Raw genomic sequence first — 18,082 nt, forward strand, 5'->3', positions numbered from 1 at the left:
TAGAAAGCACATCAAATTCCTAAACAAAATAACAGTTTCAAACAGTTTTTATCGAAATAAAAAAAACATTTCTCATATAAATCAATCTAAAATATAACATAGTGAAATATTATAGAACTTTTTTTTCAAAATTTATAAAAAAATAAATTGCAACCGATTGTGTAATGTTGAAATTTATATATATATTTGTAAAACTAAACTATAGTTTATGAGAATATACTATCGTTTAAGACTAACCAAATTAACCATTTAATAAATTATTTTATGACTAACTTTTTATTTATTAAAAGCCAACGAATTAAACAGCTTGGGTTTTTAATTCTAATGTTCATGTTTAGCTTAGGCACACAAGCTCAAACGACTGTGTCAGGAAAAGTTTCAGATAAAGACGGCCCAATTCCGGGGGTAAATGTCTCTATAAAAGGAACCAAAACAGGAACAGTAACAGATATGGATGGTGTATTTACACTTAAATCAGTGCCGACAAACGGAGTTTTAGTATTCAGTTTTATTGGTTACAACAAGAAAGAAATCGCTGTTAACAAACAAAGCAAAATTAACGTAGTTCTAGAATCAGAAGTAACCACTTTAAATAGTGTTGTGGTTGTAGGTTACGGCTCAATGAAAAGAGCAGATTTGACAGGTGCAGTTTCATCTGTATCTAGCGAATCCTTCAAACAATCTGTTTCAACTACTATCGACCAAGTTTTACAAGGACGAGCTGCAGGGGTTAATATTCAACAAAACAGTGGAGCGCCTGGGGCTAGTTCCTCCATTCGAATTCGTGGAATTAGCTCATTAAACGGTTCAAACGAGCCTATTTTTGTGATTGATGGTGTAATTATTGACGGAGGTACAGGCTCTTCATTTACGAATCCATTATCCTCCATCAACCCATCCGACATTGTTTCGATGGATGTTTTGAAAGACGCTTCTGCTACAGCCATTTACGGGTCTAGAGCGGCAAACGGAGTTATTATGATCACAACCAAACACGGAAAAAAAGGAGAACTTTCTTTAACCTTTGATAGCTATGTGGGCTGGCAAGAAATTCCTAAAAATCTGGATTTGCTTAATCTTAGAGAATATGCTGTTCATAAAAACACCTTGGCAAGTTTAGGCATTGTAACACGTGATACTAATTTTATACGTCCTGATTTATTAGGCGAAGGTACCGATTGGCAAAAAGAATTGTTTACAACAGCTATGATGCAAAGTTATAATCTTTCGGCTTCTGGAGGAACTGACAAAACCACCTATTCAATGGGAATTGGCTATTTAGACCAAGATGGTATTGCTATTGGATCGGCATTCAAACGTTTTAATCTTAGAGGTGTAATTGATTCTCAAGTGAAAGATTATTTAAAAATGGGTGTGAATTTTAATTTGAGCAATGCTGAACAAAAAACAACTGTTTCTGACGATTCATTAATATTAACAGCTCTCAAACAAACCCCTAATGTTGCCGTTCGCAATGCCGATGGCACATATGACGGGCCAGCAACTAGCGAATTTGTTCAAACAAATCCTATTGGTTTGGCTATGTTAAAAGACAATCATAACACTCAAGTTGGAATGAGAGCTACTACTTATGCCGAAATAGGTTTTACAAAAGACCTCAAATTTAAAACGACCTACTCCATAGATTATGGCTTTCATAGCGATTACAAATTTGATCCGTCCTATACTTTTGGTGCAATTGTAAATGAAGTTAGAACAGGACAAAGATCAAAATCGGATAGCAAATATTGGAATTGGAATAATTTATTGACTTACAACAAAAAATTTGGAGTTCACAATATTAATGCGATGCTTGGAGAAGAAATGCAAGAATCACATTGGGAAAATCTATATGGTTCAAGAACAGGATATTTAACAAATGGCGCAACTGATTTGAATGCTGGTGATGCAACAACTGCAAAAAACTCAAATGGAAGTGGTACAAGTGCACTGAGTTCTTATTTCGGAAGAGTTTTTTATTCTTATGACGATAAGTACTTACTAACTGGAACAATAAGACGAGATGGTTCCTCTAAATTCTACAAAGACAATCAATGGGGATGGTTTCCATCGGCAGCTTTTGCTTGGAAAGTTTCGAATGAAAGCTTTTTAAAAGATAGCAAAACTGTAAATAATTTAAAATTAAGATTAGGTTGGGGTATGGTTGGTAATCAAAATGTACCAAACAATGCATACACCTCAGTTTACAACGCATCTGCTACCAATTGGGGAACTGGATTACTAGCTGCAAACACGGCCAATCAAGATTTGCAATGGGAAACTACAACTTCTAGTAACGCTGGATTTGATTTGGGACTATTAAATAACAGAATTGAATTAACAACTGATGTTTACTATAAAAAAACAGATAATTTATTGCTTCAATTGCCTTTACCTGCCTACGTTGGAACAACTGGTCAAGGAGCAACTTCGGCTCCGTGGGTTAATATTGGATCTCTAGAAAACAAAGGAATTGAATTCACTTTAAACACCATAAACGTTCAAACAAAAGATTATACTTGGAAATCTAACCTTGTTTTTTCTAAAAATATGAGCAAGGTGTTACAACTAAATACCGAAACAGGGGTGTTGAACAAAACACTTCAACAAGGGTCAGATATAACTATCGTTACTCGAACAGCAGTAGGACAACCTATTGGACAATTTTATGGCTACCAAGTGATAGGACGTTTCGAAAAAGCTACCGATTTTTATTATAAAGATGCCCAAGGAAATGTGGTGCCAACCGCTTTGCCAGAAGGGATGAAAATTGCTGAAAACAGTGTTTGGATTGGCGATTATATCTTTAAAGACCTTAACAAAGATGGCGTTATTAACGAAAAAGATCAAACCTACATTGGCAATCCTGCTCCTAAATTTACTTTGGGATTTGGAAACACCTTCTCATTCAAAGGATTTGATTTAAATATTTTTCTAACAGGTGCTTATGGAAACGATGTTGTAAATTATCAAAGACGCTGGTTAGAAAATCCTCGAGAAAGCACAAACTTATTAAAGTCAGCAACAGGATATGCACAGTTAGCATTAATCGACCCTAATGGTCCAAATGATTATAGAAATGTAGCAATCGTAGGAGGAGATCCTTATATGCCAAGAATTGGTGCTTCATCTGCCTCTTCGACTTCAAATTATAGATATAGTGACCGATTCATTGAAGATGGTTCTTATGTAAGAATTAAAAATATTTCAATAGGCTATAATTTGCCACAAAATGTAGTTTCTAAAATGAAACTAACTAACCTTAAAGTATATACAAATATGCAAAACGTATTTACCTTTACTAAATACAAAGGTTATGATCCCGAAGTAGGGTCTATCAATCAAGATGCACTTTTAACAGGTATTGATAATGGAAGATACCCATCTCCACTTATTTATACTTTCGGATTAACTGCTAATTTCTAAAAAATACTACGATGAAAACAAAAAACATATTATACAGGATCTTAATGATTGCATTACCCCTTTTTGCTTTGGGTTGTAGTGATCTGTTAGATGTAACTCCAGAAGATGTAATTACAAAGGATAATTTCTATAAATCAGAAGAAGATTTTAAAGCGGCTACAGGTCCTTTATACAATAAAGTCTGGTTCGATTTTAATGATAAATTTTATTACGGATTAGGAGATGGACGTTCTTATAACCTGTACGCACCTTTTTCGGACTATGTTTATCCGTTCAGCGACTTATCAGTAACAGGATTAACGGGGCCATTGGTTTCGGCCTGGTCTTCCTTATATAATGTGGTACAACAATCTAATAATGTTATTATTGGAATTTCAGGTAGCCCTGTTAGTGCCGATAAAAAAAACCAATATCTTGCTGAAGCCCGTTTTATGAGAGGCACAGCCTATTGGTATTTGGCCTCTTTGTGGGGAGATGTTATTATCTCTACTGATCCGAATGAATTAGTAAAAAATCCAATTGTAAACAAAAACCCAACAAAAGATGTTTACGAATTTGCCATGCGTGATTTAGAATTTGCTGCAAAATACTTGCCTAACCAAGCTGCGCAATCAGGGCGTTTAACAAAATACAGTGCTTATGGAATGTTATCTCGTGTATATTTATCGTACTCTGGACTAAGTGATAATCCAAATAGTGGAACTCGCGATCAAAAATACCTTGATTTAGCCAAAAAAGCTGCCGAAAAAGTAATCAATGAAGGGCCTTATCTTTTAATGAAAGATTATGCTGATTTATATAAAGTGGACAATAACAACAACACCGAATCGATGTTTGCCCTACAATGGGTACCAAGAGGTGATTATGGGGTTAACAATACTCAACAAGCCTATTTTGCATTAAATTCTGCTATAACTGGAGATGATGCCGCTTGGGGGTATTGGACAAGAGCTTCATATGATGTTTTAAAAGAATACGAATCAAAAGATACTCGCCGAAAAGCAACTTGGATGGGAGACGATGATTTTTATCCTGAAATAAGCAAAGCGAATGGTGGATATACAGTTGATCATGAAAAAAGCTTTCTGAATGTCAAAAAAGGTGTGGTAGGCTCTACAAAAGACAATGCCAAAACATCCCGAATGAACTCAGGTTTGAATACCTATATGTTGCGTTTAGGCGAAGTATATTTGAATCACGCAGAAGCAATTTTAGGAAACAATGCAAATACCACCGATGCAAGCGCTTTAGCGAGCATTAACGCTCTTCGCTTACGTGCAGGTTTAACTGCAAAAACAAGTCTAACCTACACCGATATCATTCACGAACGAAGAGTAGAACTTTGTATGGAAGGGCAGTATTGGTATGATTTGGTTCGCAGAGCGTATTATAAACAACAAGAGGTTATTAATTATATTAATGGACAACAAAGAGGGGTTATCGTTCCCATCCTTTATGACACGGCAACAAACACAGTTTCGGTCGATGCTTCAAAAAGTAATTCAAGTCGTGCTGTAGGTACTGCTAATGAAACTACTTTCTTATTGCCTTACCCAGATACTGAGGTTGTACAAAACCCACTTTTGAAAGAAAAAGCAGTTCCATATATCTTTACTGAGCCTAAAATAACCAATTTATTCTAAAACCAAAATGGTACCAAACCTAAAAAAAATAATAGATATGAAGAACCATATTTTAAACATAAATTATTGGAAAACAGCAATCTTTTTTGGATTAATTGTTTTTGCAATGCAGTTCACTTCTTGTGAAAGTAGCGATTCTTCTGGTAGCGAAATAACTGTTACCAAAGTATTTCTAGAAGATGTCAATTCAGCGGTACCCGACAGAGAAGTTAATTTTGCCCGATTAGGACAAACCATTCGTGTTGAAGGTTCTGGGTTTTCACATTTGAAAAAAGTATATATCAACGGGTACTCAACTTATTTTAATGTCGTTTATGTTTCAGACACTTCTTTTTTAATTAGCATTTCAAAAGACACACCAACTCTTGAAGCAGCAGCCGATATCCGAAATACAATACGCTTGGTAAATGACAATTTCGAAACTACATTTTCATTCGAAATACGTTCATCTGCACCAACAATTACCAACATTTCGAATACATTGCCTAAAGCAGGAGAAAAAATTACTGTTTATGGAACTGGTTTAACCGAGGTAAGCAAAGTAATTTTCCCAGGAAATATCGAAACAACAACCGGAATAACATCAGACAAAGATGGAAAATTTTTCACAGTTGTTGTTCCAAATGGTGTATCAGATGCTGGTGGTTCCTTATTGATTAAATGTTCAAATGGAGGTGCTTATTCTCCGGCTTATTTTAATTTCAAAAAAGGACTTTTACTTAATTTCGATGACAAAGGAGCACAAGGATATTGGAATACAACAAGTATGATTACCCCAACAGATTTAGTATCGACAATTACAGGAGTTGAAAACACTTCTCAAGGAAAATATGTTCCGCATCGTCCATCACGTGTCGCTTCTTTTGATGCCGCAAAAAATAGATGTTCCGAAGTTTGGACCTCAGGAAGTAGCCCAGAAGACAACTGGCGTTCACTACTAACTACTTACATTCCTGCAACTACACCTTTAGACCAAATAGCCTTTCAGTTCGATATTTTTGTACCTACTGCTTGGAGTAACACTGGTTTCTTAAAAATTTGTTTATCAAATGCTTTCAATGGTGGCGAATGGGCAGGAGCCTGTTACAATTATGTGCCTTGGATTGTAGATGGAAAAGTAAAAGAATTTCAAACTACAGGCTGGACAACTGTAACCATCCCGTTAAGCAAAATATATGCTTATTCTGACGCTACTAAGAACTACACTTTCGAAACCATTTTGGCTTATCGTGAAGCTGCCAACTATAAAAACTTTGGTATCTATTTTGAAAACTCTGATATTAAATTAAAAAATATTACTGGAGTTGATAGTACAACTGAATTTCCGTCAAGTGCTACTTCAATAAGTGTGGCTACAGACAATTGGAGAATTGTTTCTCTAAAAACTCCTGTTTTCAACGACTTTTCTAATTAAAAAACAGTTTCAAAAGACCAAAATAAGCAAGTAAATTGTCTAATTTAAAAATATTAAAAATGAAATACATAAAGATATTACCCCTAATAGTGCTATCCTTCTTGTTATTTTCATCCTGCGATGATCAAATAATGGAATGGGGAAAAGACCCTAGTCACGGCGAAGTAACCGGAGCTGAACTACCTCTTGAATTGCAAGAAAAAATAAGTCGATATGAACCCCTAAAAAACTACACGACCTTTATACTTGGTGGTGGCGTAGGTCTTGATTTGTATATGACCAACGAAACCTATCGTAAACTAACCAATGAAAATTTCGACGAAGTAACCATTGGATATGAAATGAAACACGGTCCAATGGTGAAAGCCAATGGAGCTATCGATTTTACTAAAGTAGATGCTTTCATTGCTAAAGTAAAAGAAGCAGGGCTAACCGTTTATGGGCACACCTTAGTTTGGCATTCTAACCAAAATGCTAGCTACTTAAACAGCTTGATTGCACCCACTATAATTCCGGGTTCAAGCGGAACAAACGTGCTTGATTTAACGAATCTAAAAAACGGAACATTTACAGGTTGGTCAAGAAATCAAGGTGCTGGAATGACTGTTGTAAATGGTGCTGGTTTATCTGCAACAACACAAGGTCTAAAAATGATCTCCAGTGCTACATCTGCCAATCCTTGGGATTTGCAACTGACAACACCTGCAATTCCAGTTGTAAGCGGACATAATTATGAAGTATCATTCTTTATCAAATCTGAAACAAGCGGACAAGGACGAATCTCTTTTGATGCTTCATTAACTAATCAATACCCTTATAAAGATTGGTATAACACAGGCGGGGCAGCGACTGCCAGTTTTGCAACCACTTCTCAATGGAAACAACTAAAAATCAAAGTAAACGCAGCCGATTTTAAAGCCGGAAGTACCACTTTCAAATTCAGTATTGATATGGGCTATTTACCAAATGTAACTTATTATATAGATGTAAACACATTGAGTGTTGTAGATCTTGATGCCGTTCCAGTAGTTACAAATTTGGTTAGCAATGGCAAATTTAATACCGATATATCTGGATGGTCAAAATACAACGGCGATGCAAACGCATTGAATCTTGCCAGTGCAGCTGAGTCCTACGAAGGAAACGGTGCTATGAAAATACTAAATTCAACTAGCAATACAGGTAGTCAATGGAAAACACAAATTCACTCTAATTTTACATCTAAATTAACTTCAGGAACAGCTTACACTATTTCCTATTATATTAAATCAGATGCGGTTGGGTCTGTAAGGTGTTCAACCACTGGAAATGCGCAATACCAAGGAGACCAAGCCACTTCTACAGCTTGGAAATTTATCGAATGGAAAATCACAGGTACAGGTGCCGAAGACGGATTTAACTTTGATTTAGGTGCCGTTGCAGGAACTTACTATATTGACAATGTATTGGTAACCCCAACAGTTGCTAGCGGAGGTGGAGGAACAAGTTCAACCACTATCGAAAAAACTGATGCTGAAAAAGCTACAATTATTGGTAATGCGATGAAAGATTGGATTTCTAAAATGGTTACTCATTACAAACCATCTGTTTTTGCTTGGGATGTTGTAAACGAACCTATGAAAGAAGATGGAACCTTAAGAAATGGGACCGAAGGGGATACAGCAACCGATTATTTTTCTTGGGTGAAATATCTAGGAAAAGATTATGCTGTAACAGCTTTCAAACTGGCTCGTCAAAATGGAAATGCTACAGACAAACTCTTCATCAATGATTACAATCTTGAATCTAGATTAGACAAATGCACAGGTTTAATTAATTATGTGAAATACATAGAAACACAAGGCGCAACTGTTGACGGAATTGGAACTCAAATGCACATTTCTTTAGATACTAGCAAAGATAAAATAGCTCAAATGTTCCAATTGCTTGCCGCTTCTGGAAAACTAATTAAAGTTTCTGAATTGGATGTTAGACTAGGCACCAATGCTCCTACAGTAGAGCAACAAGCGGCTCAAGCCGCAATGTACCAATATGTGATTGATATGTACAAAAAATACATACCTACAGCCCAACAATACGGCATAACCATTTGGGGAATTTCCGACAACAAAAACGAACACGAATTTTGGCTCCCTAATGAATCGCCAAATCTTTGGGATGCCAATTACGCTAGAAAACACGCCTACAAAGGAACTGCCGATGGTTTGGCTGGAAAAGATGTAAGTTTAGGGTTTTCTGGAGAATTACAACCTAAAAATTAGTTTTAATTCACATTCCATTTTCAATTTGGATTTAAGAATGTAATTTGGCAATCTAAATCAATAAAAAAGCTGTCTGAAACTATTTTCAGACAGCTTTTTTTAATTCCGTTAATGGTCATAAAAAAACCATTCAGAAATGAATGGTTTCTCTTAGTAGCGGGAACAGGACTCGAACCTGTGACCTTCGGGTTATGAGCCCGACGAGCTGCCTACTGCTCTATCCCGCGATGTTTCGGGTGCAAAGATACACCGAATTTTAATAAATACAAGTGATTTATATAAAAATATCTATATTTAATATATTACACTGACTTAAAAGCAGTTAATGTTATTAAATTCTTATTGTCTTCATTTAATTTCTAATAGTTCAATTTTAATAATAACTAGGTGATGCAAAGTCATTGAAAAATTACCAAACGAACCTAGAATCTAACTTATAAAACATTATTTTTCACAAGATGAATATTGACAGGTACAATGCTCTTAAACGGCAAAAAAAACTTATTTTACCTTAATCCTTTTGATAACCATTAAAAAAAGGAGTAGAAAAATTTATTTTCTACTCCTTTTTACACTAACCAATCTTTTTTTGTAAATACTTTAAAAAACTAACTTTTTACTTAGATTTATTCTTCTGATACAATAGCTGTATTTCTTTCTGTTGAAACTTTCAATGCTTGAGCAACACCTTTATTATTGATCATAGTCATATTTAACATATCCAACTTCGCTAAATCTTTAGAAACAAAACCACTGAACTGATTATATGAAATATTCATTTCTTTTAAATTATTCAACTTAGCAATATCAAATGGGACTTGTCCGTTCATTTTATTATCAAATAAACTAAGCTGTTGAAGACTAACCATATTTGAAATTTCAGCATTCAAAGTGCCTGATAATTTATTACTATTTAAATACAAAACTTTCAAATTTTTCAAACTATAAAGACTAGATGGAATTTGACCTTCAATCTCATTATTGTATAAAGACAAAGTTTCAAGATTGCTTAACTTTCCAATTTCAGAAGGAAGATTTCCCGAAAGAGAATTCATAAACATTGACAAAGTTTTCAATGAACTTAATTCGCCAATAGAAGCTGGTATAGAACCTGACAATTTATTAAAAGATAAATTTAAAACCTCCAACGATTTCAAATCTCCAATTGAAGACGGCAAAGTCCCCACTAAATTATTCATTTGCAATTGAACTGCAACAACTTTATCATCTTGCAATTTTACTCCATACCAAGAAGATACTGGAGTTTTCAAATCCCATTTAGAGGTCCAATTTGCACCATTTGTAGCATTATACAATTGAACAAGTGCATTTTTTTCAGCAACTGAAACTTCTGCTTTCATTACTAATGAAAACAAGAAAACTAAAAATAATGTATATATATTTTTCATAACGCTTGATTTTTGACAAATTGTTAAACAAATATACAAACAACTTAGATAAAGTTCTAAAATAATCGACAAAACACACAAATACATCTTAATTTAAACTATAATCTTACAAAATATTGTTTATACATTAATTCATTCTTAATTAGCTTCAAAAAAATTACCAAATAATTCAAAAAAAAAATTATATTTGATATTCTAACTCAAAAACACAAAACTATGCCATTTAACTTCTTAGCAATTTTAGTAGCCGCTTTGTCCTCTTTTGTAGTAGGATTTGTATGGTACAATCCTAAGGTTTTCGGAACCATTTGGATGAAAGAATCTGGTTTGACCCAAGAGCAATGTGAAAAAGGAAACATGTTGAAAATTTTCGGACTCACATTTGTTTATTCACTGATGCTAGCCTTTTTGATGCCTACTTTAGTTATTCATCAAATGGGTACTTTAGGAATGATTGGAGGTCCTGATTTTATTGCCACTGCAAAACCATCTTATAGTGCTTTCTTGGCCGATTATGGTGATGCTTTTCGAACTTTTAAACACGGTGCTCTGCATGGTTTTATGTCAGGAATTTTTCTTGCTTTGCCCATCATTTCGATTAACGGACTTTTCGAACAAAAATCTTGGAAATATATGGCCATACAAGCTGGTTATTGGACAGTAATTATGACCATTATGGGAGCCATAATTTGTGGCTGGAAATAATATTTAACATTTAATTATAATACAATCGCTCTACATTTGTGGGCGATTTTTTTTATTTGAAAACACCTCTATCCATAGCAATTTATTCCTCTATTTCTGAACTTCCTAGTAATTGGAATGATTTTGCTATAGACAATATTTTTCTAAGCAAAGACTATTTAGAAATTCTACAAAAATCAGCTCCAACAAATATGATTTGTCATTTTATTGGAATCTATAATGAAGGTGAATTGGTTGGAATTTCGCTTTCGCAATTTTTAGACTTAAACAAGTTAGAATCCTTTGGAGAACGAGATAAATGTGTAAAAAATGCAGTTCGAAATAGCTTTTTAAAAAACTTATGTTCCCATATTCTCATCATCGGCAACAATATGCTTACAGGGCAAAACGCCTATACCTTTTCGAACAAAATAGACGAAGTTCAGATACTACTTGCATTAAAAACAGCGGCTCAAAAACTAAAAATTATTTTCAAAAACAAAGGATTTAAAATCCACATAACAACTTACAAAGACTTTCCCGAAGAAAACTTAACCCCATTTTATCAAGCTGGATTCAAAGAATACTTTCAGTTTTCAGCTCAACCTAATATGCATTTTGAGATTCCAAATCATTGGAAATCGGAACAAGATTACATCAATGCTTTGTCTAAAAAATATCGAGATCAATACAAACGGGCTAGAAAAAAAGCAGAGGGAATTGAAAAAAAGAAAATGGAACTTGCCGATATCATACAACACGAAGAATCCATTTATGATTTGTATTATCACGTGGCTAAAAACGCCCATTTCAACACTTTTTTCTTAACTAAAAATCATTTTAGAACTTTTAAAGAACTACTTCAAGACAAATTCCTTTTTTATGGTTACTTTTTAGATGATAAATTAATTGGTTTTAATACCATTATCAAAAACGGAGCAGTTATGGATACCTATTTTTTAGGTTATGACGATAGTATTCAACGCGAAAAAATGCTGTATTTGAATATGCTTTATGATATGGTTGCCTACTCTATCAACCAAGGTTTCAAAGAAATTATTTTTGCGAGAACGGCTTTAGAAATAAAGAGTTCGATTGGCGCAAAGCCGCAAGAAATGTATGGATTTGCCCAACATAACAATCCAATTATCGACCCTATTTTTGAAAAAATATATTGCTATTTAGAACCCAAAGTAGAATGGAAAGAGCGAAATCCTTTCAAATAAATTACAAAGCGTCTATTTCTTCTTGAACAATTTCCCAGTCTAAAAGCAGTTGGTCTAAATCCGATTTTTTCTTGTTATAAGCCACAAAAAAAGCAGCGTCTTCAATGTGTTTGTCATAATTAGACGCCAACATTTTATCGTCATGCAAAAGGTCTTTTTCTAATTGCTTGATTTGACTCTCTATTTTACTCAAGCGATTTTGCAAGGCTTTCCCTTTTTTCTGATCTTCATAAGAAGCTTTACTGCTTGCTTTTTGATCTTTAGATTGAGCAGAAGCTAGTTTATCGCTATCTTTTTTCTCGACTTCACGCATGTTTTCAAGATTGCGTTGCTCTAAGAAATAATTAATATCACCTAAATATTCTTTGATTTTTTGGTCTTTGAATTCATAAACAATATTCGACATACCTTGAAGAAAATCCCTGTCGTGTGAAACCAAAAGCAAAGTTCCTTCATATTTTTGCAAGGCAGCTTTCAAAACATTTTTAGATTTAATATCCAAGTGATTCGTAGGCTCATCCATTACCAAAACATTGATGGGTTGCAAAAGCAATTTGCATAACGCCAACCGATTTCTTTCGCCTCCCGAAAGGACTTTCACCTTTTTCTCTACTTCATCGCCACGAAACAAGAAAGAACCTAACATATCACGAACTTTTGAACGATTAGAGTCAGAAGCTGCATTTTCCATGGTTTGCAACAAAGTAATTTCTCCATCCAAATATTCTGCTTGATTTTGGGCAAAATAACCTACCTGAACATTGTGTCCCAGTTTGATGCTTCCTTGAAATTCAAATTCATTAACAATGGCTTTAATAAAAGTCGATTTTCCTTGACCATTTTGTCCAACAAAAGCAATTTTACTACCTCGTTCGACCAAAAGGGAAATGTCTTTCAAAATAACTCTGTCACCATAAGCTTTGGTCACATTTTCGGCTTCAATTACCACTTTTCCGGGTACTTTTGAAACTGGAAAAGAAATATTCATCACTGAATTATCATCTTCATCCACTTCGATTCGTTCTACTTTATCTAATTTTTTGATAAGCGATTGTGCCATCGATGCTTTAGAAGCTTTGGCACGGAATTTCTCAATTAACTTTTCAGTTTCTTCAATTTTTTTGGCTTGATTCTTCTGAGTTGCCAATTGTTTTTCTCTAATTTCACCTCTCAATTCCAAATATTCAGAATAAGGCTTGTTGAAATCGTAAGCTTTTCCTAGAGAAATTTCTATCGTTCTATTCGTCACATTGTCCAAAAACATTTTATCGTGCGAAACAATCACAACCACTCCAGGATAATTGCGCAAGAAACTTTCTAACCAAATAATACTCTCTATATCCAAGTGATTGGTTGGCTCATCCAGCAGCAAAACATCGTTGGCTTGTAATAATAATTTAGCCAATTCGATACGCATTCTCCAGCCTCCCGAAAAAGTATCGGTTTGATCGTTGAAAACTTCTCTTTTGAAACCCAATCCCAGAAGAATTTTCTCAGTATCTCCTATATAATTATAACCTCCCAACAATTCAAAACGATGAGTATAATCAGACAAATCTTCTATGATTTGGCTGTATTCTTCGCTTTCATAATCGGTTCTAGTGACTAATTGATGATTGATTTGTTCTAATTTTTTTTCAACAATTTTAATATCAGTGAATGCTTCGTAGGCTTCTTCAAGAACAGTTCTTCCCTGTTCAAAATCAATGTCCTGACGCAAAAACCCCATTCGAACCTCTTTTTCTTGAGAAATCACTCCCGAATCAGGAGCAAAATCTTTGGCCAAGATTTTGAGCATTGTCGATTTTCCAGCACCGTTTTTCCCAACAAGCCCTACTCGGTCTCCGGCACCCAATCTAAAAGTTACTTCTTCAAATAAATAAGTTCCTCCAAAAGAAACGGACAAATTGTGTATATTAAGCATGTTTTGTTACTAATGTTACATTATAGAAAGGACAAAATTGTACCTTCGCTGAAAATTTTTGCAAATGTTAAAAAAAGGATCCAAACTAAATAGTATTTTAACAGGAAGTTGTCCTAGATGTCAGAATGAGAGTATGTATTCGGATAAAAATCCGCTACATTTTTCTAAAATACTCCAAATGAATGAAAATTGTAGTCATTGTGGACTTCAATATCAAATTGAACCTTCGTTTTTTTATGGAGCTATGTATGTAAGTTATGCATTGAATGTAGCACTTAGTATAGCCGTATTTGTAATTTCTTATCTCTTTTTTCATTCGAGTATAAAAACTTCATTTATTGCCATAATTCTAGCAAATATTGTTTTATTCCCATTTGTTTTGAGATGGTCGAGAAATATTTATATCAATTTGTTTGTGAAGTACGACAAAAAATATAAAAAATAAAATTCACTATTTTTTATAAAACCTTTGAATATCGATTTCCCTATCCAAAGGTTTTTGAAATTCAATATTTTCAAATAATGCTTTGGCTAATGCTGGGCCAAGCATTACACCACGAGTTCCTAATCCGTTGAGGATATGAATAGAATTGTGTTTTGAATGTGTTCCTACTAGCGGTCTTCTGTCTTTTACAGTTGGACGAACGCCTGCCAAATGTTCGACAATTTCGAAATCGCAATTCAGTATTTCTTTAATTTTTTCGATTAATTCAGTCTTTCCTTCTTCAGTTGGAACATCGGTTTTGTCAGCCCAATTATAAGTAGCTCCTACTTTGTATAAATCATTGCCAAGAGGCAAAATAAAGACACTAGTATTGATTATTACATCCAAGTCTAATGCTGCTGCTTTGATAATAAAAAGCTCGCCTTTTGTACCATCTAAAGGCAAATCTTTGAAATAAGGATTGGCATGCATTCCGAAACCTTCGGCAAAAATGATGTTTCTAACACTAATTTCTTTATATCGAATACTGTTGCCTTCTTCTTGTAAAAGAGAATAATCGAAAGATTCTTCTAGAAACCAATTGTTTTCGATTAAATACTCTTTGTATTTCTTTAACAACAATGCTGTATCAACATAACCAGTTTGCAAGACTTCACCGTATCCAAAAGGAGAATCTATCCCAGCATATTTTCTTGAAATAATATTAGTTGACAAAAAAGGAGCCAAATTCACTTTATCAGATGCAAAGAACCAATTGTTTTGCTCTTCGATTGAAAAAAATTTCCTTAAAATAGGCATTTCAAAATTCACTTTACAATTTAGTTTTTTTTCTAAATTGGAGAAAAAATCATTCATAATGGGTAAATGATTTTTAGCCTGAGATACTTCGGTAAATCTTTTTAGAATAACAGGATTATACAAACCACCCGCAATTTTAGATGAGTTTTGAGAATTATTATCTAAAACCAAAATTGATTTATTGTTTTGCAAAGCTATTTCAGAGAAAGAAATACCCGCTAATCCAGAACCTACTATTAAATAATCGATCATTTGAAGTGGAAGTTAAAAGTGCAAAAACAAAAAACTCTTACCTTGAAGTAAGAGTTTTTGTTTTATGATAATAAGAAAGTTTAGTAATTCCACATATCTTCTTCAAAATTTCGAATCTTATCTTTTACTCTTTCAGACTCTAATAATTGATTTTGTGCATTATCTTTCATATAACTTGTAATTGCCCTATCGCCATACACATTTTCTTCTTGATAAATAACCGCATTAAATCTTCTTGAATTTAAAATCTGGTCAAAAGAAACGGGCATTGCCGAATTTTTATTGTTGAATGCTTTGGCTTCGTGCAACACATCTCTTGAAGCTGGGAAAAACACCCAAAACAATTCGATATAATCTTTTTCTTCACTATTCATAGTGTAAACATCAGGAGTTACTGGACAAATACCTAACAATCTGTATTTCAATTCACTTTGACGTTTATCAAAATACCAATATCCTTTAATTTTATACTGGGTAACATCTTGAGCCGTAAGGTCTTGTTTTACAATATATTCAGGCGAAATTTTTTGACCTGCATTAATTTGTTCTCTACCAGCATCTGTGGTATCAATCCTTGTCAAAGAAGCTTGAATATCTTTATATGACTTTTTAGTATTAAAATAACTATCCGAATAGACTTCGGTCAGTTCTCCGTTTTTTATAGCTTTGGTCAATACATCATACAACGAGCGTCTGTCAGACCCAATGTTTGCTGTATCAATTGGAAAATACAAAGGAAAATTAATTCTTTCGCTTAAATCAATAATTTCCCAAACCGTTTTCCCCATCAATACATCTCTATCATCCACATAACCATATTCTAATGGTTTGTCATTGTCTGAAATGAGTTGTGCAGCAGACTTTAGTCCAATTTCTTCAGGTATTTTTGCATTTAGCAAATTCGGTTGCGCATATGTTGCAACAGTCCCAAAAAAGGAAATAACAACTATTAAAAAATTTCTCATATTCATCATATTATCATTGTAAGCTATTGAAGTAACTCTAAAACCTCTTATTTATTGTATTTCATAAATTACTGGTGCAGTTCTTGGCAATAAATAACTACCTGCTCCAACTAATTTAGTTTTAATTTCTGAAATAGTAACTTGATCTCCTCTTCCCACTTTGGAAAGAACAGATTTACATTGTGCATTCAATTTGTTTCCAACTACAACCACCGTAGGTTGTCCAGTTACTTTAAAATTGAATCCAACAACATCTAAACCAACTTCAAAATCAAAGTCAACCAATTTAGCTCCAACTGTCGAAATTTCTAAACTTGATTTAGGTCCTTTTACCACACCCATTTCTCCTCTAATTGTTCCTGTTGGGCCTGGAATTCCTTTAATTCTAAAAGTCCTTTTGTCAGAAACTTTTGAATTATCAGGAAGAGTTCCTGTAACGTTGATAACCACTTCGGTGCCTGCACCTGGTCGCATTGTATAAGAACTTGTATTACCAACACGTGTTAAACCTGCCGCAGCAGCTGAAACCTTATCAGGAGAAATACCTGCAAATGAAATTGTCATTGGGTTTACAACACCACGATATACAACATTCATTTTATCTGCTGATATTGTAGCTGATTTTGGTCTAGCTACAACCACATACGTACTCTTTTGAATAGGAAGAGGTACTAATTTCCCATTTTCTTCAAAGTTAAAAGACCCACTAATTGGGTGTTCTCCAATATTTCCAGCTCCAAATGAAAACTTGGCTTGACCTGCCTCGGCACGCAAACTTGCTCCATTTACAATTACTGATTTCGCTTTAAGTGTTGGATCAAATTTTCCTAAAATAATTTTTCCAGTCACCGCTTCTCCTTGAAAGAAAACAGACTTATCAAGAACTACAATTGGTTGATAGGCTGTAAGTGACGCTGCTGCAACCAAGTCAGATTGAAACATTCCAGTCATTACATCACTCTCAGTAGTTTTGATATCGGCTTGCAATTGCGACAATTTAGTAATGGTAGCAATTAATGGGAATCCTTTGTAGTTATAATCAATCCAATCCAATTTAGCTCCCGCTTTTTCAGAATAAACTTGATTTGTAGCAAATCTTTTCTCTATTTTTTTCATTTCAGACTCAGCAATAGAACTACCTCCAATTGCTTTTATCTGAGCTGGGTAACTATTAATTTTATCTAAAAATTCTTTACCTTGTTTAGACACTTTGTCTCCAGTAAAAAACATTCTGTCTATCAAATCGCCTTTGTCCATTTCTTCGTAAGGAAGATTTCCTTCGGCATCTCTTTCAAATTTTGCAGTAACAGTAGTTTTTATTCCTTCTATGTAATCGTTAAATTCTTTAGATAAAGCTCTAATTTTTTCAACTTTTGCTCTTTTATCGCCAAATTGACCTGGTTGATCTACTGCTTTTTGGGACAATTGTTGAAATGAACTTTCATTTCTACCATCAGTAATAGAATTCGATTCAATAATTTTATTGTTCAAAATTCCAAATGCTGATAATACTTCTTTGGACATATTTAATGCTAACATCGCGATAAAAACCAAGTACATTAGGTTTATCATCTTCTGCCTAGGGCTTAATTTTCCTCCTGCCATATTTTCTAATAATTAGTTGTTGTTTTTATA

The 18,082-nt window shown here is 34.0% G+C and carries 12 protein-coding genes and 1 tRNA gene; 7 read left to right on the plus strand and 6 right to left on the minus strand.

Features of this window, described 5'->3' with window-relative positions:
- Positions 1-330: 330 nt before the first annotated feature.
- From C3L50_RS02275 to C3L50_RS02290, 4 genes are read left to right on the plus strand one after another with little or no spacing between them, the layout of a single operon-like run.
- Complete coding sequence (locus tag C3L50_RS02275; protein WP_243400316.1) at positions 331-3,426, plus strand: SusC/RagA family TonB-linked outer membrane protein; 3,096 nt, start codon at positions 331-333, stop codon at positions 3,424-3,426.
- Between the two features lie 11 nt (positions 3,427-3,437).
- On the plus strand, positions 3,438-5,069 hold the full coding sequence (locus C3L50_RS02280) for a RagB/SusD family nutrient uptake outer membrane protein (protein ID WP_103804511.1): 1,632 nt from the start codon (positions 3,438-3,440) through the stop codon (positions 5,067-5,069).
- Positions 5,070-5,106: 37 nt separating this feature from the next.
- Complete coding sequence (locus tag C3L50_RS02285) at positions 5,107-6,483, plus strand: glycan-binding surface protein (RefSeq protein ID WP_103804672.1); 1,377 nt, start codon at positions 5,107-5,109, stop codon at positions 6,481-6,483.
- Positions 6,484-6,542: 59 nt separating this feature from the next.
- Entirely contained in the window at positions 6,543-8,744 is a 2,202-nt protein-coding gene (locus C3L50_RS02290) for an endo-1,4-beta-xylanase (protein ID WP_103804512.1), read from the plus strand.
- Between the two features lie 154 nt (positions 8,745-8,898).
- On the opposite strand, the gene C3L50_RS02295 is transcribed toward C3L50_RS02290, so the two are convergent.
- Positions 8,899-8,971, minus strand: a tRNA-Met gene (locus C3L50_RS02295).
- Between the two features lie 399 nt (positions 8,972-9,370).
- Entirely contained in the window at positions 9,371-10,153 is a 783-nt protein-coding gene (locus C3L50_RS02300; RefSeq protein ID WP_103804673.1) for a leucine-rich repeat domain-containing protein, read from the minus strand.
- 216 nt (positions 10,154-10,369) lie between these two features.
- Between C3L50_RS02300 and C3L50_RS02305 the strand changes: the two genes are divergently transcribed.
- Positions 10,370-10,858 carry a DUF1761 domain-containing protein gene (locus tag C3L50_RS02305; RefSeq protein ID WP_103804513.1) on the plus strand — a complete coding sequence of 163 codons (489 nt, stop codon included), beginning with the start codon at positions 10,370-10,372 and terminating at the stop codon, positions 10,856-10,858.
- Positions 10,859-10,914: 56 nt separating this feature from the next.
- Complete coding sequence (locus C3L50_RS02310) at positions 10,915-12,063, plus strand: GNAT family N-acetyltransferase (RefSeq protein WP_103804674.1); 1,149 nt, start codon at positions 10,915-10,917, stop codon at positions 12,061-12,063.
- Position 12,064: 1 nt separating this feature from the next.
- On the opposite strand, the gene C3L50_RS02315 is transcribed toward C3L50_RS02310, so the two are convergent.
- The gene (locus C3L50_RS02315) at positions 12,065-13,987 is read right to left on the minus strand and encodes an ABC-F family ATP-binding cassette domain-containing protein (RefSeq protein ID WP_103804514.1); all 1,923 of its coding nucleotides are present in this window, start codon (positions 13,985-13,987) and stop codon (positions 12,065-12,067) included.
- 64 nt (positions 13,988-14,051) lie between these two features.
- Between C3L50_RS02315 and C3L50_RS02320 the strand changes: the two genes are divergently transcribed.
- Complete coding sequence (locus C3L50_RS02320; RefSeq protein ID WP_103804515.1) at positions 14,052-14,432, plus strand: DUF983 domain-containing protein; 381 nt, start codon at positions 14,052-14,054, stop codon at positions 14,430-14,432.
- Positions 14,433-14,438: 6 nt separating this feature from the next.
- Here the strand turns inward: C3L50_RS02320 and C3L50_RS02325 are convergent, their stop codons facing one another.
- The 3 genes from C3L50_RS02325 to porM all read right to left on the minus strand — a co-directional run bounded on the left by C3L50_RS02325 (position 14,439) and on the right by porM (position 18,052).
- Positions 14,439-15,482 (minus strand): NAD(P)/FAD-dependent oxidoreductase, encoded by a 1,044-nt coding sequence (locus tag C3L50_RS02325; protein WP_103804516.1) that lies wholly within the window; start codon positions 15,480-15,482, stop codon positions 14,439-14,441.
- 80 nt (positions 15,483-15,562) lie between these two features.
- Positions 15,563-16,453, minus strand: a complete 891-nt coding sequence (porN, locus tag C3L50_RS02330; RefSeq protein WP_103804675.1) for a type IX secretion system ring subunit PorN/GldN — start codon at positions 16,451-16,453, stop codon at positions 15,563-15,565.
- A gap of 45 nt (positions 16,454-16,498) precedes the next feature.
- Entirely contained in the window at positions 16,499-18,052 is a 1,554-nt protein-coding gene (gene porM / locus C3L50_RS02335; protein WP_103804517.1) for a type IX secretion system motor protein PorM/GldM, read from the minus strand.
- Positions 18,053-18,082: the final 30 nt, after the last annotated feature.

This window comes from Flavobacterium alvei, assembly GCF_002920895.1.
Lineage (GTDB): Bacteria > Bacteroidota > Bacteroidia > Flavobacteriales > Flavobacteriaceae > Flavobacterium > Flavobacterium alvei.